Genomic DNA, 20,403 nt, shown 5'->3' on the forward strand with positions numbered 1-20,403 from the left:
CGCCGGCGTGGGGCCGGAGGCCGGCGCGGTGACCACGCCCTCCGAGCCCTCGCGCCAGGTGCCCCGACCGGTGCCGGTCGTCGTCCGGCCGCGGTCGTGGGCGCCCGCGCTGCTGGTCGGCCACGTCGCGCTGGCCGTCGTCCTCGTGGTGATCTCGCTCGTCCTGCTGGTCGCCGGGGCGGGGGAGCGGGCCGTCGGCGGACCCCTGGCGGCCGTGCTGGTGGGCCTGCTGGTCGTCGGGGCCGTCGCACGCCGGTTCGGCACCCGGCCGCAGACCCGCGGGGGTCGCTGGTCGACGGTGCTCGGCCTGGCCGTCGTGGGCCCGTGGGTCTGGTACGTGCTCGGCGTGGCCGGGTTGTCCGGGTACACCGGGCCCCTGCTCGGCGTCCTGGCGCTCTACCTCTGGGTGTACGTCCTGGCCCTCGTGGTGGCCGCCGTGCTGGTCGCGTTTCTGGACCTGGCCGCCGGCGAGGTGCTCCGCCGACGGCGGGGGTGACCCCCGTTCTTGCACTCGCCTGGGTCGAGTGCCAGACTCGGGCTGGCACTCGGAGCATCTGAGTGCCAACCAGGTCGGGCCGGTGAGGCATCGGCACGTGGGCCGCAGGAGCGTCCACGGTGCAGGTGCCGTCCGTCGCGGGCGCCGCCCGACCAGCAGCGAGCCACGCATGGAGGACACCACCACATGGCCAAGATGATCGCCTTCGACGAAGAGGCCCGCCGCGGCCTCGAGCGGGGCATGAACACCCTCGCCGACGCCGTCAAGGTCACCCTCGGCCCCAAGGGCCGCAACGTCGTGCTGGAGAAGAAGTGGGGTGCCCCCACCATCACCAACGACGGTGTGAGCATCGCCAAGGAGATCGAGCTCGAGGACCCGTACGAGAAGATCGGGGCCGAGCTCGTCAAGGAGGTCGCGAAGAAGACCGACGACGTCGCGGGTGACGGCACCACCACCGCCACCGTGCTCGCCCAGGCCCTCGTCCGCGAGGGGCTGCGCAACGTCGCCGCCGGCGCGAACCCGATGGCCCTGAAGAAGGGCATCGAGAAGGCCGTCGCCGCCGTCTCCGAGTACCTGCTCTCGACCGCCAAGGACGTGGAGACCAAGGAGCAGATCGCTGCCACCGCCTCCATCTCCGCCGCTGACCCGGCCATCGGCGAGCTCATCGCCGAGGCGATGGACAAGGTCGGCAAGGAAGGCGTCATCACCGTCGAGGAGAGCAACACCTTCGGCCTCGAGCTCGAGCTCACCGAGGGCATGCGCTTCGACAAGGGCTACACCTCGCCCTACTTCGTGACCGACACCGAGCGCATGGAGGCCGTCCTCGACGACCCGTACGTGCTCGTCGTCAACTCCAAGATCAGCTCGGTCAAGGACCTGCTGCCGCTGCTGGAGAAGGTCATGCAGTCCGGCAAGCCGCTGCTGATCATCTCCGAGGACGTCGAGGGCGAGGCCCTCGCGACCCTGGTGGTCAACAAGATCCGTGGCACCTTCAAGTCGGCCGCCGTCAAGGCCCCCGGCTTCGGTGACCGCCGCAAGGCCATGCTCGGCGACATCGCCATCCTCACCGGTGGCCAGGTCATCTCCGAGGAGGTCGGCCTCAAGCTGGAGAACGCCGGCATCGACCTGCTGGGCCGCGCCCGCAAGGTCGTCGTCACCAAGGACGAGACCACCATCGTCGAGGGTGCCGGCGACCAGGACCAGATCGCCGGTCGGGTCAACCAGATCCGCGCCGAGATCGAGAAGTCGGACTCCGACTACGACCGCGAGAAGCTGCAGGAGCGCCTGGCCAAGCTGGCCGGTGGCGTCGCCGTCATCAAGGCCGGCGCCGCGACCGAGGTCGAGCTCAAGGAGCGCAAGCACCGCATCGAGGACGCCGTCCGCAATGCGAAGGCCGCCGTCGAGGAGGGCATCGTCGCCGGGGGTGGCGTCGCGCTCGCGCAGGCCTACTCCGTCTTCGAGAAGCTCGAGCTGACCGGCGACGAGGCCACCGGGGCGAACATCGTCCGCGTGGCCCTCGAGGCCCCGCTCAAGCAGATCGCGATCAACGCCGGCCTCGAGGGCGGCGTCGTGGCGGAGAAGGTCCGCAACTCCGAGATCGGCTGGGGCCTGAACGCTGCCTCGGGCGAGTACGTCGACCTGGTCGCCGCCGGCATCATCGACCCGGCCAAGGTCACCCGCTCGGCGCTGCAGAACGCCGCCTCCATCGCGGCGCTCTTCCTCACCACCGAGGCCGTCATCGCCGACAAGCCGGAGAAGTCCGCGCCGGCGATGCCCGGTGGCGACGGCGGCATGGGCGGCATGGACTTCTGAGTCCCGCCGCACCACCGCCGGCGTGAGCCGGCACCAGCACCACCTGCACTGCCCGGACGGGGCGGTCTCCACGAGGAGGCCGCCCCGTTCGGCGTCCCGCACAGCGTGTGCACAGCCCGGGGTCCGAGCGGTTGGCAAGGGCAGGCTAACCTCATCCGGTACCCGTCGGCCCCACCCTGGAGCGCACCCCCTCATGACCCGTCGTCCCCTGGCCGCCCTCGCCACCGCCGCCCTGGCGCTGACCCTGACCGCCTGCGGCAGCTCCGACGAGGAGACCCCGGCCGCCGGGGGGTCCTCGTCGTCCGACGGCGCCTTCCCGGTGACCATCGAGCACACCTTCGGCGAGACCACGATCGAGGCCGAGCCCGAGCGCGTGGTGACCATCGGCTTCAACGAGCAGGACTTCGCCCTCGCGCTGGGTGTCACCCCCGTCGGCGTCCGCGAGTACCTGAGCTACGACGCGAACACCCGGCCCTGGGCGGTGGACCTGCTGCCCGACGAGCCCCTGCCGACCGTGGGTGCCGAGGAGCTGGACCTCGAGGCGATCGCCGCGCTGCAGCCCGACCTGATCCTGGGCGTCTACTCCTTCATCGACGAGAGCACCTACGACCTGCTGTCGCAGATCGCCCCCACGGTGGCCGAGTCCGCCGACTACGAGCTCGGCGCCACCCCGTGGCAGGAGCAGACCCGGATGGACGGCGCCGCCCTGGGCAAGGCCGACGAGGCCGACGCGCTGGTCGCCGACGTCGAGGGCGCCTTCGCCGATGCCCGCGAGGCCAACCCCTCCTTCGAGGGCCAGACCCTGGCGCTGGACTACTGGTTCGAGGGCACCCACGGCGCGCTGCCCGACACCGACCTGCGCATGCAGTTCTTCACCGAACTGGGCTTCCAGGCACCGGCGACGACCGGCTCGCTGTCCGCGGAGTCCCTCGGGGCGCTGGACGGCGACGTCCTGGTCGCCGCGGGCACCGACCAGGCCACGCTGCTGGCCGAGCCGCTGTTCGCCGCGCTGCCCGTGGTGGCCGAGGACCGCACCGTCTTCGTCGGCGGGTTCGACAAGCAGTTCCCGGCCGCCCTGGGCTTCACCAGCCCGCTGTCGCTGCCCTACGCGCTGGAGCTGATCGTGCCGCCGCTGGCCGCCGCGGCCGACGCCGACCCGGCCACCCCGGTGGAGCAGATCGCCATCTGAGCCGCCCCGCCGCGCAGGCGACGGAACCTCTGCACCCCCTCCCGCGCCGCGGAGGGGGTGCAGAGGTTCCTATGCCTCCGGGGGCGCCTCGGTGAAGCTGACGCCCAGCTGGGCGGCGGCCTCCTCGAGCACCCGCATCACGGCGAGGGTGTCGGCCAGCGGCATGACGGCGGACTCGGTCCGCCCGGCCAGCACGCCCTCGTGCACCTCGCCGATCTCGTGGCTGTAGCCGGTGCCGGCGGCCGGGAGGGTGATCTCCTCGGGGTCGGCACCTGCGCGGTGCAGCACGATCGTCGCCGGGTGGTGGAAGCGGGGGAGCACGTCGACCCACCCCGTCGTCCCGAAGACCCGGGCCTGGCCGGGGAGGGCGTTGCGCAGCGAGGTCTGCAGCGTGGCCGAGCGCCCGTCGGCCCACCCCAGCAGCAGCGCGGCCTCGGCGTCCACGCCGGTGGGGAAGGTCGAACCGGTGGCCCGCACGGTGTCCGGGTCGCCGAGCAGCATCTGGGCGAAGGACACCACGTAGACGCCGAGGTCCAGCAGCGCGCCGCCGCCGAGCTCCTTGGCGAACAGCCGGTCGGCCGGGTCGAACTCGCGCGCGACGCCGAGGTCGGCCTGCACCGAGCGGACCTCGCCGACCGCGCCGTCGGCGATCAGCTCCCGCAGCCGGACGACGGCCGGCTGGAAGCGGGTCCACATCGCCTCCATCACGAAGACCCCGGCCGCCCGGGCGGCGTCGACGACCTCCTGGCTGCCGGCGAGCGTGGCGGTGAACGCCTTCTCCACCAGCAGCGACTTGCCCGCGGCGATGGCCTGCAGGGCGACCGCGTGGTGCTGCGGGTGCGGGGTGGCCAGGTACAGCACGTCGACGTCGGGGTCGGCGACCAGCTCGGCGTAGGACCCGTAGGCGGTCGGGACGCCGTGCCGGTCGGCGAAGTCCCGTGCCCGGTCCAGGGAGCGGGACCCGACCGCGGTCACCCGCGCCCCCGGCACGTGCGGGAAGTCCCGCACGACGTTCTCGGCGATCCGGCCCGGTCCGACGATGCCCCAGCGGGTCTCAGCACTCACCCGGACGACGGTAGCGGGGACACGAACCGCAGCAGGTTCCCGTCCGGGTCGATGTGCCAGCCCTCGCGGATGCCGTATCCGGTGTCCACCGGCCCGCCGGTCCGCGGCACGTCGGCCCAGCGCCGGGCCAGGTCGTCGGCATCGGGCACGTGCAGGAACACCGCGGAGGCCGTCCGCGCCGGGTCGTGGTCGGCGACGACGGACAGGTGCAGCTCGACCCCGGCCAGCGCGGCGAACCCGTAGGTGTCGTCGTGCCGGCTCACCGTGCAGCCGACGGCGGCGTAGTGCGCCAACGCCCGGTCCAGGTCGGTCACGGGCAGGATCGGGCACGCCCGGGCCTCGGTCATGCTGCGACGATGGCACGGTGGCCGTGCTGATCGACACCCCTGTCTGGCCCTGGCGGGGGCGGCTGTGGTCGCACCTGGTCAGCGACACCTCCTACGACGAGCTGCACGCCTTCGTCGAGGCCGAGCTGGGCATCCCGCGGCGGGCGTTCCAGGGCGACCACTACGACGTCCCGGAGGAGCTGCACGCCGTCGCCGTGGCGGCGGGGGCGGAGTCGGTGCCGGCCCGGGAGCTACTGGCCCGGCTGCTCGCGGCCGGGCTGCGGGTCAGGAAGCCCGGGCGCGGAGGAGCTGCAGCTCGGCGGTGAGGTTGGCCCGGGCCGGCTCGGTCCACGGCTGGGCGGTCGGCGTCCGGTAGAGCCGGGGGAGGGCGAGCAGGTGCTCCAGGACGGCGATCCGGCCGGCGGTGAACACGTCGTCGGCCAGGTGCCCGTACTCCGCCCGCACCGCCGAGGCGTAGCCGGCGTAGGCCGCGGGCGGGGAGGCCAGCACGGCCAGGTCGGCGTCGCAGAGCACCGCGCCGTCGGCGTCGGCGTCGGCCGGGTCGTGGCCGGCGGTCAGCCGGACCAGCCGGGCGACCTCCGCGCGCTGCCCGTCGGGCACCAGGCCGCGCAGCCCCACCTCGGCGCGCTGCGCGCTGACCTCCTCGTTGTCCGCGGCGGTCGGGTCGTAGGCGACGTCGTGGTACCAGGCGGCCAGCGCCACGGCGACCGGGTCGGCGGCGTGCCCGGACAGCTCGCCGACCAGCCCGAGGACGGCGGCCAGGTGGGCAAGGTCGTGGTAGCTGCGGTGCGGTTCACCCCAGGCGGCCACCAGCGCGGCCCACTCGGTGCGGGTGGTGGGGGAGTCCTCGGTCAGGGCGGCGAAGTCCTCGTAGGAGACGGTCACGGCTCCACCGTGCACTGCCGCAGCGCGGTCAGCGCGAGCACCCGGGCCACGTGCCCGACGTCGGCCACCGGGACCTGCTCCCGCGGGGCGTGCGCCAGGGCCAGGTCCCCGGGCCCGTAGTGCAGCGTCGGCACCCCGGCCGCGGCGTAGAGCCGCAGGTCGGTGCCGGCCGGCACGTACCGCTCGACGGGGCGGGCCCGCCCCAGGTCGACGACGGCGTCCTGCACGGCCGGCAGCATGGGTGACCCCTGCGGCAGCCGGCCGCTGGCGAAGCTGCCGCCGACCCACTCCACCCGGGCGGGGTGGTCGTTCAGCCACCCGTGCCCGGCGCAGGAGGCGGCGACCGCGGCCTCGAACGCGGCCTTCGCCGTCTCCACGGGCTCGTCGACCTGCACCCCGAAGCGGCCCTCGGCGACCAGCCGGTCGGGGACGGTGGAGGACCAGTCGCCGGCCTGCACCGTGCCGATCGAGATGCCGTAGGGCAGCGCGGTGCCCAGGAACCGGTCGACGTCGCGCTGCCGGCCGGCCTCGAACTCCCGGATGCCGGCGTGCAGGTCGGCGAAGGCCTCGACGGTGCTGACCCCGCGGTCCCGCATGGCGCCGTGCGCGGCCAGGCCGGTCAGGGTGAGCCGGAAGGTCAGGGCGCCGGCGTTCGCCGTCATCACCGCACCGGCGGTGGGCTCCGGGATGATGCAGGCCGCACCCCGGTGGCCGCGGCGGAGCGTCGCCCAGGCGCCCAGCCCGCCGTCCTCCTCGCCGACGACGCTGTGCACGGCCAGCGGTCGGGCCAGCCGGACCCCGGACGCGGCGACCGCCCGGGCCGCGGCGAGCGCGGCGACCAGCCCGCCCTTCATGTCGCAGGTGCCCCGCCCGTGAAGCACCCCGCCCTCCAGCCGGGGGGCGAACGGGTCGCCCGGCCACAGCGCCGGGTCGCCCGCCGGGACGACGTCGCTGTGCCCGCAGAGCACCAGCCCGGGCTCGCCCGCGCCGAGGGTGCCGACCACCCCGACGGCCTCCTCGCGCACGGCCTCCTGGCCCGGGGCGTCGGGTGCGGTGGCCGCCTCGGTCAGGTCGATCGCCCAGACGTCGGTGTCGGCGCCCATGTCCCGCAGCCACCCGGCCACCAGGTGCTGGGCCTCGGACTCCGCCGCGGTGCCGCCCACCGAGGGCACCGCCACCAGCTCGCGCAGGCGCGCCAGGAGCCACCCGTCGTCGACCGCGTCGAGGACGCGGGCCTCGGTGTCTGTCAGGTCGGCCACGGGCCCAGTCTGGCGCACTACCTTGCACGCCATGACCTCTCCGCCGCCCCCGCCGGGCTGGTACCCCGACCCCGCCGGCACCCCGGCCAGCCGCTGGTGGGACGGGCAGAACTGGACCGACCACCTGCAGCAGCCGCAGCAGGCCGCACCCCCGCAGGCCGCACCGCAGCAGGTCCAGCAGCAGTACGCGCCGCAGCAGCACGGCCGGTCGATCCTGCTCGAGCAGCCGACGCTGGTGGTGTCCCAGAAGACGAAGCTGATCGAGCTGACGAACGAGTACGCGGTCTTCGACGGCAACGGCCAGCAGCTGGGCGCTGTCGTCCAGGTCGGCCAGTCGGCGGCGAAGAAGGCGCTGCGGTTCGTCTCCTCGCTGGACCAGTTCCTCACCCACACCCTGGAGGTGCGGGACGCCACCGGGGTGGTGCTGGTGCTGGTCCGGCCGGCGAAGCTGGTGAAGTCCCGGGTGCAGGTGTCGCGCGGGTCCGGCGAGCCGGTCGGGGAGATCGTCCAGGCCAACGCCTTCGGCAAGATCCGCTTCGACCTCGTCGTCGGCGGCCAGGTCGTCGGCGCGATCCAGGCGGAGAACTGGCGGGCGTGGAACTTCGCGGTCACCGACCACACCGGCCAGGAGGTCGCCCGGATCACCAAGACCTGGGAGGGCCTGGCCCGGACGATGTTCACCACGGCCGACAACTACGCCGTCCAGGTCCACCGGCGCCTGGAGGACCCGCTGGCGAGCCTGGTGCTGGCCTCCGCGCTCACCGTCGACACGGCGCTCAAGCAGGACGACCGCGGGTTCGGCTGACGAGCGGGCCCGGGACGCGTACCGTGGACGACGTCCGGGCCGGGCGATCTGTGTCCCCGGGCTCCACTGGATAACTGCCGCCGGGGAATACCGCTCTCACGAGGCTGGAGCCCCGGATGCGCAACTCGCCGCGAGGCGACCAGCGTCCGGCTCGGACCCCACCGCACGACGAAGGCCCCCTCCCGCACGGAGGGGGCCTTCGTCGTTCCGGGTCCTACTGCTCGGTCTGGCCGAGGAGCCAGCCGTGCTCGCCGGCCAGCGCGGTCGCCTGGGCCGGGCCCCACGAGCCCGGCTCGTACGGGTGCACCTCGGGCCGGTCGTCGAGCACCGGCTGCAGGGCCCGCCAGGTCTGGGCCAAGCCCTCGCTGGTGGTGAACAGCGACCGGTCGCCGGTGAGCACGTCGTGGATCAGCGAGACGTAGGGCGGCAGCGGGTCCCCGCCGGGGATCTTGGACAGGTCCAGGGAGACCCGGGCCGGGGCCATCGCCAGGTCCGGGCCGGGCCGCTTGGCCATCACGTCGATGTCGACCGCGCCGGCACCGGCCAGCGACAGGGAGATCACGTTGCCGTTGGCCGGCACGTCGTTGACCGGGCCCTTGGGCCGGTGCAGCACCAGGCTCACCCGCTGCTCCTTGGCCGCCATCCGCTTGCCGGTGCGCAGGATGAACGGCACGCCGCGCCAGCGGCCGGAGTCGATGAACAGCCGCGCGGCCACGAAGGTGTCGGTGGTGCTGTCGTCCGGGACGCCGTCCAGGTCGCGGTAGCCGTCGAACTGGCCCAGGACGACGTCCTCGGGCGCCAACGGCCGGAAGGCGGCCAGCACGGACTCCCGGGCGGCGAGGATGTCGTCGGCGGCGAAGCTGACCGGGGGCTCCATGGCCACCTCGGCAGCGACCTGGAACAGGTGGGTGACCAGCATGTCCAGGGTGGCGCCGGTGCCGTCGTAGAAGTCGGCCCGGTCGGCGACGTCGAGGTCCTCGGGCACGTCGATCTGCACCTGGGCGACGTGCTCCCGGCTCCAGACGTGCTCGAAGAGGCCATTGGCGAAGCGCAGCACGTGCAGGTCCTGGGTGCCCTCCTTGCCCAGGAAGTGGTCGATCCGGAAGACCTGCTGCTCGTCGAACACCGAGTGCACGACCTCGTCGAGCTCGCGGAAGCCGTCGGGCGAGGCGCCGTAGGGCTTCTCGTAGACCACGCGGGAGCCCTCGGCGAGGTCGTGCTCGCCCAGCGCCTTGGTGTAGTCCAGGAAGTTCTTGGGCGGCAGCGACAGGTAGTGCACGAGCTGGGACTCCTCGCCCAGGTCCTCGCGCGCCGCGGAGACCGCGTCCAGCAGCTGACCGGGGTCCTCGACGGTGAAGCCGCCGCCGGCGAACCGCAGCCGGGCGGCGAACTCGTCCCAGGGGCCGTCGTCCGGGGAGGGCCCGAACTCCTCCAGGGCCCCGCGCACGTGCTCGACGAAGTCGTCGTCGGAGCGCTCGCCGCGGCCGCTGCCGATCAGCCGCCAGTCCGGGGGCAGCAGGCCGTGCTGGGCGAGCTGGAAGAAGGCGGGCAGCACCATGCGGCGCGCGAGGTCGCCGGTGGCCCCGAACAGCACGAAGACGGTGGGTGGGGACTTGCGGTCGGTCGTCCCGTTCTCGGGCACGGTGGTCCTCTCGTCGGCAGTTCTCGGTGCGGAGCATGCCCCGCCCACCAGGACGTACGCCTCGGGATCTGGATGAGACAGCTCTCATCCGGACCTCATGGGTGCCTCCCGGTCCACGGGCAGCATCCCTGCCATGACCACACGACGCCTCCTGCTCGCCCTGCCCGCCGTCGCCGCGGTCGCCCTCCTCCCCGCCTGCGGCTCCGACGACGACGTCCGCGGCGCCGCGACCTCGGGCACCGCCGGCGGCCCGTCCTCGTCCTCGAACGCCTCCGCCCCCGCGGTCGACGGCGGCAGCAGCGCGGCCGCCGCGCTGCAGCTGCAGGACCAGACCGGCGACGGGGCCACCGTGCAGGTGGCCTCGGTGACCGCCGTCGAGGACGGCTTCGTCGTCGTCACGCTGGACGACGACCAGGCCGGGCCCGGGCAGCTGCTGGGCTCGGCCGAGGTGCCCGCCGGCACCAGCACCGACGTCCGGGTCGACCTGGACACCCCGGTCCCGCCGGCCACGGACGACGACGACGGCACCGAGATCACCGCGACCCTGGTCGCGGACACGAACGGCAACGGCAGCTACGACGAGGGCACCGACCAGGCCGTCCCGGAGCCGCAGGACGACGACGACGACGATGACGACGCGGTGGACGACGACGCGGACTACCGCCTGACCTGATCCACCTGTGGGTGCTCGGTGAGCGCGCTGGGACCGTGATCGCTAACGTGACGCAGGTCCCAGCGCCGCCCCGACGGAGGACCCCGTGACCAGCACCGTCGCACGCGAGGCCGAGCACAAGCTGCCGGTCAAGACCCTGGTCTCGGCCAGCATCGGCAACGCCGTGGAGTGGTTCGACTGGACCGTCTACGCGACGTTCGTCGTCTACTTCGCCGGCCAGTTCTTCCCCGCCGAGAACGACGCGCTCGCGCTGATCGGCGCGACCTCGACCTATGCGCTGGCGTTCTTCTTCCGCCCGCTCGGCGGCTACGTGCTCGGCCGGTTCGCCGACCTCAAGGGCCGCAAGGCCGGCATGCTGGTCACGATCCTGCTGATGGCCGGCGGGTCCCTGGTGATCGCGATCCTGCCGACCTACGAGCAGGTGGGCTGGTTCGCCCCGGTCCTGCTGCTGCTGGCCCGCATCGCGCAGGGCATGTCGCTGGGCGGCGAGGTCTCCAACGCCTCGGCCTACCTCGCCGAGATCGCCCCGCCGGCCCGCCGCGGCCGCTACTCGGCCTTCTTCTACATCTCCACCGGCACGGCGCTGCTGCTGGCCTCGCTGCTGGGCGTCCTGCTCACCACGGTGCTCAGCGAGGACCAGCTGCAGGCCTACGGCTGGCGGATCGCGTTCGCCACCGGCGGGCTGCTGGGCTTCGTGGGCCTGTGGCTGCGCCGCTCGCTGGTCGAGACCGACCAGTTCGAGGAGAACGCCGCCAAGGCCCGGGCCACCAAGAACCCGCTGATGCAGACCATCAAGGAGCACCCGCGGGCGGTGCTGCAGCTGTGCGCCTTCACCCTGCTGTCCACGCTGAGCTACTACACGTTCTTCTCCGCGCTGACCCCGTTCGCCATCAACTTCCGCGGGGCCGACGGCAACCAGGTCTTCATCGCCCTCAGCATCGGCACCGCGCTGTTCGTCGCGCTCTGCTACCCGTTCGGTGCGCTGTCGGACCGGGTCGGCCGCAAGCCGCAGATGCTGGTGTGGTCCGGGGCGATGGCGGTGCTGATCATCCCGCTGTCGTTCCTGGTGCGCGACGACCTGCTCTCGCTGATCGTGGTCTTCTGCGTCGGGCTGGGCCTCTACGCGATGATGGCGTCGCTGGCGCCGGCGGTGATGAGCGAGCTGTTCCCCACGGAGCTGCGGGCCACCGGGATCGGCTCCTGGTACAACCTCACGGTCGCGCTATTCGGCGGTACGGCACCGCTGGTGATCACCGCGCTGTCCGACGCGGGGCACCCGGTGTTCTTCTTCGTCTACGTGGCCGTCGCCGCCGCGATCGCCTTCGCCGTCATCCTCGGCCTCAAGGAGACCAAGGGCACCGAGCTGCGCTGAGCGGGCGCCGCCGGGGTCAGGCCAGCACGACCCCGGCGGCCACCAGCAGCACGCCGAGCACGTCCAGCACCGGGCCGAGCAGCCCGATCCGCAGGCCGCCGTCCCGGACGAACCGCTCCGGCCGCTCCGGGTCGTAGCGGACGGCGACCGGGCCCCCGGTCGGGTACACCCCGACGTCCACGGTCGTGGACTGGGTGGCGGTCACCACCTGGCCCTCCCGGGTGGTGAACCGGACGACGGGGAAGGACTGCCCGTTGGTCTGCCGGTACCCGGTCACCTCGCCCCGGGCCGGCACCCAGGCCGCGGTGCGCCGCACCCGCAGGACGACCAGGCCGGCGCCGGTGGCCATCAGCAGGACGCCGACGACGAGCAGCGCGGTGGTCACGGACGGCGGCACGACGGGGAGCACGACCCCAGCCTGCCGCACCCCCTCAGTCGCCGTCCCGGTGCAGGACGACGTGACCACCCCATGCCCGAGGGCCCCCCTCAGGCCGAGCGTCACCGTCACCGCACCACCGACGGACGACGAGGAGCACACCGTGGACAGCTACTGGGGATCCGGGACCGAGGCCGAGCTGGCCTGGCGGCGCGAGCAGCTGGGCGCCCTGCGCCGGCGCACCCCGCCCGGGCAGCGGCGGCCCTGGCGGCTGCGCCGTCGCTGAGCCGCCCGTGTCGGAGGGCCGTGCCACCATCGCCGACGTGCCGCAGTGGGTCGAGGGTGCGCTCGTCGGGCGGGCCGGGGAGCTGTCCCGGCTGACCGCCTCCGTCGACCGTGCCCGCGAGGGCCGACCGTCGGCGGTGCTCGTCGCCGGGGACGCCGGGGTGGGCAAGAGCCGGCTGCTCACCGAGGTCGCCCGGCACGCCGGTGCCTGCGGCGTCCGGGTGCTCACCGGGCACTGCCTGGACCTCGGCGACGTCGGGCTGCCCTACCTGCCCTTCGTGGACCTGCTGCGCCCGCTGCGCGAGGAGCCGCCGGCGGCCGCCCGCCGTCCCGCGGTGGCCCCGCTGCTGGCCGCGCCCGGCGCCGCGGCCCGCCCCGAGGGCGCCGACGACCGGCTCCAGCTGTTCGAGGGCGTGGCCGGCCTGCTCGGCGAGCTCGCCGCCGAGCAGCCGCTGCTGCTGGTGCTGGAGGACCTGCACTGGGCCGACCGGTCCAGTCGCGACCTGCTGCGCTACCTGCTGGCCCGCCTCGTCGACGAGCCGGTGGCCCTGCTGGCCAGCTACCGCAGCGACGACCTGCACCGCCGGCACCCGCTGCGCCCGCTGCTGGCCGAGCTGGCCCGCCTGCCCGGCGTCGAGCGGCTGGACCTGGCCCCGCTGCCGGACGCCGAGATGGCCGACCTGGTCCGCGCCGTGGCCGCCGGCGACGGCGGGGTCGCCGAGGGCGTCGTCGCCGACGTGGTCTCCCGGGCCGAGGGCAACGCGTTCTACGCCGAGGAGCTGCTGGCCGCCGGGGTCCGCGGCGGCGCGCTGCCGCTGGGGCTCACCGAGGTGCTGCTGACCCGGGTCGAGGAGCTGGGCGAGGCCGCCCAGCAGGTGTTGCGGGTGGCCGCCGTCGCCGGCCGCCGGGTCCCGCACGCCCTGCTCGCCGCGGTCGCCGGGCTCGACGGCCCGGCACTGGACGCCGCGGTGGGGGAGACGGTGTCCCGGCACCTGCTCGTCGTGGACCCCGACGGGCGCTACCGGTTCCGGCACGCCCTGCTGCGCGAGGCGGTGCTGGCCGACCTGCTGCCCGGCGAGCGGACCCGGCTGCACGCCGCGGTGGCCGCCCGGCTGCGCGCCGACGGCACCGGCACCGCCGCCGAGCTCGCCCACCACGCCCGGGGGAGCAACGACCTGCCGGCCGCCTTCGCCGCCGCGCTGCAGGCCGCCGACGAGGCCGCCGCGGTCGGCGCGCCGGCCGAGGCGCTGCAGCAGCTGGAGAGCGCGCTCACCCTCTGGCCCGCGGTGCCCGGCCAGCACGCCGCGGTCCCCGACGGCGAGGTCGGCCTGCTGCTGCGTGCCGCCGCCCAGGCCCGCTCGGCGGGGGAGCTGCACCGCGGGGCCTCGCTGCTGCGGGCCGCCCGGGACCTGGTGGCCGGCCGCCCCGACCCCGCGCTCGCCGCCCGGGTGCACCACCGGCTGGCCCAGCTGCTGCTCCGCCTGGACGACGTCCCCGGCGCGGTCGAGGCCGCCGAGCGGGCCGTCGAGCTGGCCCCCGTCGAGCCCCTGGGGCCCGACCGGGTCTGGGCGCTGGCCACCCGGGCCCGCACCGCGTGGGCCGCAGGCGGGCAGGACGACATCGGCGAGCAGGCCGCCCGGGAGGCGTTGGAGGGCGCCGAGGCTCTGGGCCTGGAGGACGCGTGGTCGGACACCGTCATCTCGCTGGCCCGGATGACCGGCGGTGGCGACCCCGGCACCCGCACCGCCCGGCTCACCGAGGCGCTGGCCCGCGCCCGCCGGGCCGGGGACCCCGACGTGGAGATGCGGGCCGCGTTCAACCTGGCCTCGGCCGCCTACGAGGACGGCGACCTGGCCGCGGCCGCGGGCTGGATCGACCCGGCCGTGCGCCGCGCCCACGAGCTGGGCGTGGAGTGGAGCTACTACCCGGCCGAGCTGCGCTATCTGCAGGTGCTCGTCCGGATCGGGACCGGTGACTGGGACGGTGCGCGGGCCGCCGCCGAGGAGCTGGGCCGGGTGCCCGACACCGCCGCGCACGTCCGGGTCGCCGGGCTGCACGTGGCGATCGCCCGGGGCGAGGACGGGCTGACCGAGCAGGTCGAGCAGGCCGAGGCGGTGGCCCAGCGGATGGGCCGAGCCAGCCTGCTGCTGTCGGCCGGCAGCGCGGGGGTGGAGCTGGCCGGCTGGCGCGGGGACGCCGCGGCGGCGGTCGCGGTCACCGAGCGCACCGTCCGGCGGGTGCGCGAGGTGTGGCCGCTGGACTTCCTCGTCGCCGTCCGGCTCGTCGCGCTGTGCGTGGGCACGGTGGCCGACGCCGCGGCCGCCGCGCGGGCCACCGGCGATGCCGCGACCGCCGACCGGTGGGTGCAGACCGGGGAGCGGCTGGCCGAGCTCGCCGACGAGGCGCAGGCCGTGTTCGCCGAGCACGTGGGCCCGGTGCTGTGGGAGGGCCGGGCGTGGGCGCTGCGGCTGGACGCCGAGCGCGGCCGGCTGCACGGCCGGGTCGACCCTGCGGCGTGGGCGGCCGTCGTCGCCGCGTTCGACGGCCGCGACGTGCACGAGCGCGCCCGCAGCCGGGCCCGGGAGGCCGAGGCGCTGCTGGCGGCCGGTGACCGGGAGGCGGCGCTCGACGCCGCCCGGGACGCGCACGCGGTGGCGCAGCAGCTGGGTGCCCGGCCGCTGCGCGCGCGGGTCGAGGCGCTGGCCCGGCGCGGCCGGCTGGACCTCGGCCTGCCCGGCGTGCGGGTCGCCGACCCGGCGGCGGTCTTCACCCCGCGCGAGGCCGAGGTGCTCGCGCTGGTCGCCCGGGGGATGACCAACCGGCAGGTCGGCGCGGCGCTCTACATCAGCGAGAAGACCGCCAGCGTGCACCTGTCCCGGGTGCTGGCGAAGCTGGGCGCCTCCGGGCGGACCGAGGCCGTGGCGATCGCCGCCGAGCGGGGACTGCTGCCGTGAGCCGGGTGCTGACCGCCCCGCTGTGGTGGGTCGTCGAGCGCGCCGCGGCCGGGCCGTACCTCCGCCGCGACGCCGACAGGTTCGCCGAGTGCCTGCCCCGGCCGGCGTGGTCGGGGCTGTCGCCGCGGGCCCGGTTCGGCCGGTTGGTGGTGCACCACCCGGAGTTCCGCTCCGTGGTGCACTACCGGCTCACCCCGCTGCCGGCCGTCCTCCGCTGGTTGCTGCGCCGGGCCTACCCGCCGCTGCCCACGCTGCACATCGGCGCCCCGCACGTCGGGCCCGGGCTGTACGTCGAGCACGGCTTCGGGACCGTGCTGACCGCGGCGTCGGTGGGGGAGGACTGCTGGGTCAACCAGGGCGTGACGGTTGGCCACACCGGCCGCGGTCAGCCGGTGATCGGCGACCGGGTGCGGCTGGGTGCCGGTGCGGTCGTGGTCGGCCCGGTGCACGTGGGCGACGGCGCGGTGGTCGGCGCCGGCGCGGTGGTGCGCAGCGACGTCCCGGCCGGTGCCGTCGTGGTGCCGCCGGAGGCCGTCCGGCTCGATCGGCCCTGATCCCCCTGGTGGTCCCCGCCGGGAGGGGCCAGGGTGGAGGGGTGCCCGACGACCTGGTCCGCAGTCCCAGCGGGGTGCTCGTGCCCGCCTCGATCGACCCGTTCCACCGGGTGCTGCACCACGTGGCGCCGTCCGGGCTGGTGGGCGGCACCGCCCAGACCAGCGGGATGCGCCGACGGGAGGCGATCAGCGGGACGACGGTCGGGGCCCGCAACCTGTGGATGGGGCAGACCCACGTGCCCGGCGCGACGAACTCGGGCAACCACCACCACGGGGCGTCGGAGACGGCGATCTACGTCGTCTCGGGCACGCCGCGGTTCGTGTTCCTCGACCTGGAGGGCGACGAGCCGGTGGAGCGGGTGGTGCAGACCGCGCCGGGGGACTACGTGTTCGTGCCGCCGTGGGTGCCGCACCGCGAGGAGAACCCGGACCCCGAGGTGGAGGCGGTGGTCGTCATCGCCCGCACCACCCAGGAGGCGGTCGTGGTCAACCTCGCCGGCCTGGACTGGTCCGAGGTCGACGTCCGGGGCTGATCAGAGCATCGTGCGCAGGCGCTCCCGGCGCATGCGCAGCACGTCCACCGACGCCGACGCCGACGGCGGGCCGGGCACGGACTGACGCAGCTGGGTGTGCACCACCGCGTGCGGGGTGGAGGTCTTCGCCGAGACCCGGGAGACCAGCCGGTTGATCTCCCGGCGCAGGTCGGCGGCATCCCGCCAGCCGTTGGTCTCCTCCTCGGGGTGCTCGTCGACCAGCATGAACTCGTCGGTGTCGGCCCGGTGGCTGGCCGCGATCCGCAGCCGCAGCTCGTCGTCCCGCTTGCTCAGCAGCTCGGCGGTCTGCTCGGGGGTGAGCAGGCCGGGGATGCCGACGAACTCGGCCTCGTCGTCCCCGAGCGGGGTGGCCGGCCGGTTGCCGGCGCCGGTGTGCGCCGTCCCGCCGTGCAGCACGTGGGCGAAGCGGGCGTCGGCCTCCAGGGCCTCCCACTTCTGCAGCTCGCCCTCGCGGGGCTCGCGCTCGGGCAGGTCGAGCTGCTCGAGGTCCTCCTCGGTCTTCCGCGGCGGCGGCATGACGTGGTTGCGCTGCTCCTCCATCGTCGCGGCCAGCGCCAGCAGCGGCCGGACGGCGGGGAGGAACACCGTCGCGGACTCCTTCGGGTCCCGTGCGCGGACGACGCGGCCGACGGCCTGGGCGAAGAACAGCGGCGTCCGGTAGGAGGTCATCCAGGCCAGGACGGCGGCCCGGGGGATGTCGACGCCCTCGGAGACCATCCGCACGCAGACCGCGATCCGGGCCGAGCCGGTGGCGAACCGCTCGATCTTCTTCGAGGCCTTCGGGTCGTCGGAGAGGATCAGCTCGGGGGCCTTGCCGGTGATCCGGCGGACGATCTTGGCGTAGGCGCGGGCGTCGTCCTGGTCGGAGGCGAGCACCAGCCCGGCGGCGTCGGGCATGCCGTGCTCGCGCAGGTGGGTGATCCGCTCGTCCATCGCGGCGATGACGTGCGGCACCCACTGGCCCTTGGGGTCCAGCACGGTGCGCCAGGCGGCCATCTCGACGCTCTTGGTGCCGGCCTCGGTGAGCGAGGCGGCGATGACCTCGCCGGCGGAGTTCCGCCAGCGCGCGGTGCCGGTGTAGGCGGCGAAGACCACGGGCCGGACGACGCTGTCGGCCAGCGCCTCCTTGTAGCCGTAGGTGTAGTCGGCGCGGGAGGCCAGGCCGACGCCGCGCTCGCCGTCGTCGGCCTCGAAGGTGTCCTCCTCGTAGCGCACGAAGGGGATCCGCTCGTCGACCTTGGTGCGGAACGGCGTCCCGGTCAGGCACACCCGGCGACGGGCGCTGCCGAAGGCCTCGGCGACGGCCTCGCCCCAGGACAGGCCGTCGCCGGCGTGGTGGATCTCGTCCAGGATGACCAGCGTCTTGACCGTGGTGGAGCGGGCGGCGTGCAGCATCGGCTTGCCGGCGACCTGGGCGTAGGTGGTCACGTAGCCCTGGGTGCCCGCCCGGACCGGGCCGACGGCGTTGGTCAGGCCGGGGTCCAGCACGATGCCGGCGCGGTCGGCGGCGTCGGCCCACTGCAGGCGCAGGTGGTCGGTCGGGGCGACGACGACGATGCGGGCGATCTCGCGGCGCTGCAGCAGCCGGGCGGCCAGCGTCAGGGCGAAGGTCGTCTTGCCGGCGCCGGGGGTCGCGGTGACCAGGAAGTCCTTGGGGGACTCCTCCTCGTAGCGCTCCAGCGCCTGCTGCTGCCAGGCCCGGAGGGGGCGTGCGCCGGCGGCGTAGACGGGTGCAGGAGAGGCCATGGCGTCGACCATCTTGACCCGGGATCGACCGACACGCCCAGCCCGGGTTGCCCTGGGCATGCCGTCGCCCGTCGTGTAGTGGAGCCGGTCGCACCTCGCTGACCTGCGGATTCACCCGGCACCGCGGATGATCTGTGGTCAGGGTCTCGCCGGGGCTGGACCGTTCCGTCCCGTCGGCCCCGCAGACCACGCGGGGCCGCTACGGTCCCGCGCATGACGCGGATCGTGCTGGACGCACCGACGCTGCTGCACGTCGTCTCCGGCGGTGCGGAGATCGGGCCCGCTCACCAGCTGGTGGCCCCGCAGTCGCTGCGGCCGCAGGCGCTGGCGCTGTTGTTCGCCGCGGTCGGTCGGGGCGAGCTGACCGAGGCGGCCGCCCGGGAGCAGCACGAGGCGATGACCCGGCTGAAGGTGCGGTCGCTGGGGGACCGGGTGAGCCGCTGGACCGCCTGGTGCATCGCCCGCGACCACGGGCTGGACCTCGCCGTCGCCGAGTACCTGGCGGTCACCCGCCTGCAGGCCGACGTGTTCGTCAGCGTCGACGAGGCGGCCCGGGCCCGCGCCGAGGGCATCGTGCCGGTGGGCGGGCCGGAGCTGCTGCGCTGAGTGCACGACTGCGGTGGTCCCGGAGCCCGGATGACCACCGCAGTCGTGCACTCGGCGTCAGTCGGCGGTGGGCTCGACCCAGTCGGGGCCGTTGACCTCGCCGCGGCCGGCCAGGTCGGCGGCGTCGACGATCGTGTACGCGTAGCCCTGCTCGGCGAGGAACCGCTGGCGGTGTGCGGCGTACTCGCTGTCCAGGGTGTCCCGGCTGACCACGGTGTAGAAGTGCGCCGTCCGGCCGTCGGCCTTGGGGCGCAGCACCCGGCCCAGCCGCTGGGCCTCCTCCTGCCGGGACCCGAACGTGCCCGACACCTGGACGGCGACCGCGGCCTCGGGCAGGTCGATCGAGAAGTTGGCGACCTTCGAGACCACCAGCGTCTTGATCTCGCCGGTGCGGAAGGCGGCGAACAGCCGCTCGCGCTCCTTGTTCGTCGTCGACCCCTGGATGACCGGGGCGTCCAGCGCGGTGCCGAGCTCCTCGAGCTGGTCGAGGTAGGCGCCGATGACCAGCTTCTGCTCCTCGGGGTGCCGCTCCAGGATCCGGCGGATCACCGGCATCTTGGACTGCGCGGTCGCCGCGATCTTGTAGCGCTCCTCGGGCTCGGCGACCGCGTAGGTCATCCGCTCCTCGTCGTCCAGGGCGACCCGGACCTCGATGCACTCGGCCGGGGCGATGTAGCCCTGTGCCTCGATGTCCCGCCACGGGGCGTCGTAGCGCTTGGGCCCGATGAGGGAGAAGACGTCGTCCTCGCGACCGTCCTCGCGCACCAGCGTGGCCGTGAGGCCCAGCCGGCGGCGGGACTGCAGGTCGGCGGTGAGCCGGAAGATCGGCGCGGGGAGGAGGTGCACCTCGTCGTAGACGATCAGGCCCCAGTCCTGGGCGTCGAAGAGGTCCAGGTGCCGGTACTCGCCCTTCCGGCGGGTGGTGATCACCTGGTAGGTCGCGATGGTGACCGGGCGGATCTCCTTGCGCTCGCCGGAGTACTCGCCGATCTCCTCCTCGGTGAGCGTGGTGCGGGCGATGAGCTCGCGCTTCCACTGCCGGCCGGCGACGGTGTTGGTCACCAGGATCAGCGTGGTCGCCTTGGCCTCGGCCATCGCCGCGGCGCCGACCAGGGTCTTGCCGGCCCCGCAGGGCAGCACGACCACGCCGGACCCGCCGGCCCAGAACCCGTCGACGGCCTCCTGCTGGTAGTCGCGCAGGTGCCAGTCGGCCTGGTCGAGCTCGATCGGGTGGGCCTGGCCGTCGACGTAGCCGGCGAGGTCCTCGGCCGGCCAGCCCACCTTGAGCAGCGCCTGCTTGAGCCGGCCGCGCTCGGAGGCGTGCACCTGGATGGTGTCGTCGTCGATCCGGGCGCCCAGCATCGGGGCGACCTTCTTGCTGCGGGCCACCTCGGTCAGCACGGCGCGGTCGGTGGTGGTCAGCACCAGCCCGTGCACCGGGTTGTTGGCCAGCGTGAGCCGGCCGAAGCGGTCCATCGTGTCGGCGACGTCGACCAGCAGCGCGTGCGGCACCGGGTAGCGGCTGAACCGCACCAGGGCGTCGACGACCTGCTCGGCGTCGTGGCCGGCGGCGCGCGCGTTCCAGAGCGCCAGCGGGGTGACCCGGTAGGTGTGCACGTGCTCCGGCGAGCGCTCCAGCTCGGCGAAGGGTGCGATCGCGGCCCGGCACTCCTTGCTCTGCGGGTGGTCGACCTCCAGCAGCAGGGTCTTGTCGGACTGGACGATCAGGGGGCCGTCGCTCACAGGTGTCCTTCGGCTAGGAGCAGATACTCCACGGTAACCA

At 74.5% G+C, this 20,403-nt stretch carries 20 protein-coding genes; 12 read left to right on the forward strand and 8 right to left on the reverse strand.

What is annotated here, in order from left to right; genetic code table 11:
- Positions 1 to 28 precede the first annotated feature (28 nt).
- From UXQ13_RS00995 to UXQ13_RS01005, 3 genes are all read left to right on the forward strand, one after another.
- Positions 29 to 496, forward strand: a complete 468-nt coding sequence (locus UXQ13_RS00995) for a hypothetical protein (RefSeq protein WP_225234463.1) — start codon at positions 29 to 31, stop codon at positions 494 to 496.
- Positions 497 to 682: 186 nt separating this feature from the next.
- The gene (gene groL / locus UXQ13_RS01000; RefSeq protein WP_336391628.1) at positions 683 to 2,308 is read left to right on the forward strand and encodes a chaperonin GroEL; all 1,626 of its coding nucleotides are present in this window, start codon (positions 683 to 685) and stop codon (positions 2,306 to 2,308) included.
- A gap of 193 nt (positions 2,309 to 2,501) precedes the next feature.
- Positions 2,502 to 3,497, forward strand: coding sequence for an iron-siderophore ABC transporter substrate-binding protein (locus UXQ13_RS01005; protein ID WP_336391629.1), 996 nt, complete (start codon positions 2,502 to 2,504; stop codon positions 3,495 to 3,497).
- Between the two features lie 69 nt (positions 3,498 to 3,566).
- Here UXQ13_RS01005 and UXQ13_RS01010 read toward each other — a convergent pair whose 3' ends face one another.
- Together UXQ13_RS01010 and UXQ13_RS01015 are read right to left on the reverse strand one after the other, a co-directional pair.
- Positions 3,567 to 4,562, reverse strand: a complete 996-nt coding sequence (locus UXQ13_RS01010) for a Gfo/Idh/MocA family protein (RefSeq protein WP_336391630.1) — start codon at positions 4,560 to 4,562, stop codon at positions 3,567 to 3,569.
- Positions 4,559 to 4,909: a VOC family protein gene (locus UXQ13_RS01015; RefSeq protein WP_336391631.1), complete on the reverse strand. Its 351-nt coding sequence runs from the start codon at positions 4,907 to 4,909 to the stop codon at positions 4,559 to 4,561. Before UXQ13_RS01015 ends, UXQ13_RS01010 begins: the two co-directional genes overlap by 4 nt.
- A 17-nt stretch (positions 4,910 to 4,926) precedes the next feature.
- Here UXQ13_RS01015 and UXQ13_RS01020 point away from each other — a divergent pair, with 17 nt between their 5' ends.
- Positions 4,927 to 5,214 (forward strand): DUF4031 domain-containing protein, encoded by a 288-nt coding sequence (locus tag UXQ13_RS01020; RefSeq protein ID WP_225234468.1) that lies wholly within the window; start codon positions 4,927 to 4,929, stop codon positions 5,212 to 5,214.
- Here UXQ13_RS01020 and UXQ13_RS01025 read toward each other — a convergent pair.
- Positions 5,174 to 5,794, reverse strand: a complete 621-nt coding sequence (locus tag UXQ13_RS01025) for an HD domain-containing protein (protein WP_225234469.1) — start codon at positions 5,792 to 5,794, stop codon at positions 5,174 to 5,176. The genes UXQ13_RS01020 and UXQ13_RS01025 overlap by 41 nt on opposite strands.
- Positions 5,791 to 7,053, reverse strand: coding sequence for an ArgE/DapE family deacylase (locus tag UXQ13_RS01030; protein ID WP_336391632.1), 1,263 nt, complete (start codon positions 7,051 to 7,053; stop codon positions 5,791 to 5,793). The genes UXQ13_RS01025 and UXQ13_RS01030 overlap by 4 nt, the downstream gene beginning before the upstream one ends.
- A gap of 31 nt (positions 7,054 to 7,084) precedes the next feature.
- Here UXQ13_RS01030 and UXQ13_RS01035 point away from each other — a divergent pair, with 31 nt between their 5' ends.
- A complete protein-coding gene (locus UXQ13_RS01035) occupies positions 7,085 to 7,858 on the forward strand; it encodes an LURP-one-related family protein (protein ID WP_225234471.1) in 774 nt (257 codons plus the stop codon).
- A 214-nt stretch (positions 7,859 to 8,072) separates the two neighbouring features.
- Here the strand turns inward: UXQ13_RS01035 and UXQ13_RS01040 are convergent, their stop codons facing one another.
- Entirely contained in the window at positions 8,073 to 9,500 is a 1,428-nt protein-coding gene (locus UXQ13_RS01040; RefSeq protein ID WP_225234472.1) for a glucose-6-phosphate dehydrogenase, read from the reverse strand.
- Between the two features lie 133 nt (positions 9,501 to 9,633).
- Between UXQ13_RS01040 and UXQ13_RS01045 the strand changes: the two genes are divergently transcribed.
- Entirely contained in the window at positions 9,634 to 10,173 is a 540-nt protein-coding gene (locus tag UXQ13_RS01045; RefSeq protein ID WP_225234473.1) for a DUF7282 domain-containing protein, read from the forward strand.
- Positions 10,174 to 10,258: 85 nt separating this feature from the next.
- Positions 10,259 to 11,545 carry an MFS transporter gene (locus UXQ13_RS01050; protein ID WP_225234474.1) on the forward strand — a complete coding sequence of 429 codons (1,287 nt, stop codon included), beginning with the start codon at positions 10,259 to 10,261 and terminating at the stop codon, positions 11,543 to 11,545.
- A gap of 16 nt (positions 11,546 to 11,561) precedes the next feature.
- Here the strand turns inward: UXQ13_RS01050 and UXQ13_RS01055 are convergent, their stop codons facing one another.
- Positions 11,562 to 11,954, reverse strand: a complete 393-nt coding sequence (locus UXQ13_RS01055) for a DUF3592 domain-containing protein (protein WP_225234475.1) — start codon at positions 11,952 to 11,954, stop codon at positions 11,562 to 11,564.
- A 130-nt stretch (positions 11,955 to 12,084) separates the two neighbouring features.
- Between UXQ13_RS01055 and UXQ13_RS01060 the strand changes: the two genes are divergently transcribed.
- The 4 genes from UXQ13_RS01060 to UXQ13_RS01075 are packed head-to-tail and all read left to right on the forward strand — an operon-like array spanning position 12,085 to position 16,247.
- Complete coding sequence (locus UXQ13_RS01060; RefSeq protein ID WP_263639381.1) at positions 12,085 to 12,207, forward strand: hypothetical protein; 123 nt, start codon at positions 12,085 to 12,087, stop codon at positions 12,205 to 12,207.
- A gap of 37 nt (positions 12,208 to 12,244) precedes the next feature.
- On the forward strand, positions 12,245 to 15,160 hold the full coding sequence (locus UXQ13_RS01065) for an ATP-binding protein (protein ID WP_336391633.1): 2,916 nt from the start codon (positions 12,245 to 12,247) through the stop codon (positions 15,158 to 15,160).
- Entirely contained in the window at positions 15,157 to 15,714 is a 558-nt protein-coding gene (locus UXQ13_RS01070; RefSeq protein WP_336391634.1) for a DapH/DapD/GlmU-related protein, read from the forward strand. The genes UXQ13_RS01065 and UXQ13_RS01070 overlap by 4 nt, the downstream gene beginning before the upstream one ends.
- Before the next feature lie 41 nt (positions 15,715 to 15,755).
- Positions 15,756 to 16,247 (forward strand): cupin domain-containing protein, encoded by a 492-nt coding sequence (locus tag UXQ13_RS01075; RefSeq protein WP_336391635.1) that lies wholly within the window; start codon positions 15,756 to 15,758, stop codon positions 16,245 to 16,247.
- On the opposite strand, the gene UXQ13_RS01080 is transcribed toward UXQ13_RS01075, so the two are convergent.
- The gene (locus tag UXQ13_RS01080; protein ID WP_225234479.1) at positions 16,248 to 18,014 is read right to left on the reverse strand and encodes a DEAD/DEAH box helicase; all 1,767 of its coding nucleotides are present in this window, start codon (positions 18,012 to 18,014) and stop codon (positions 16,248 to 16,250) included.
- A gap of 213 nt (positions 18,015 to 18,227) precedes the next feature.
- Here UXQ13_RS01080 and UXQ13_RS01085 point away from each other — a divergent pair, with 213 nt between their 5' ends.
- On the forward strand, positions 18,228 to 18,620 hold the full coding sequence (locus UXQ13_RS01085; protein WP_336391636.1) for a hypothetical protein: 393 nt from the start codon (positions 18,228 to 18,230) through the stop codon (positions 18,618 to 18,620).
- A 57-nt stretch (positions 18,621 to 18,677) separates the two neighbouring features.
- On the opposite strand, the gene UXQ13_RS01090 is transcribed toward UXQ13_RS01085, so the two are convergent.
- Positions 18,678 to 20,363 carry a DNA repair helicase XPB gene (locus UXQ13_RS01090; protein WP_336391637.1) on the reverse strand — a complete coding sequence of 562 codons (1,686 nt, stop codon included), beginning with the start codon at positions 20,361 to 20,363 and terminating at the stop codon, positions 18,678 to 18,680.
- Between the last annotated feature and the right edge of the window lie 40 nt (positions 20,364 to 20,403).

It is taken from the genome of Klenkia terrae, from assembly GCF_037083865.1.
In the GTDB taxonomy this organism is placed as follows: domain Bacteria; phylum Actinomycetota; class Actinomycetes; order Mycobacteriales; family Geodermatophilaceae; genus Klenkia; species Klenkia terrae.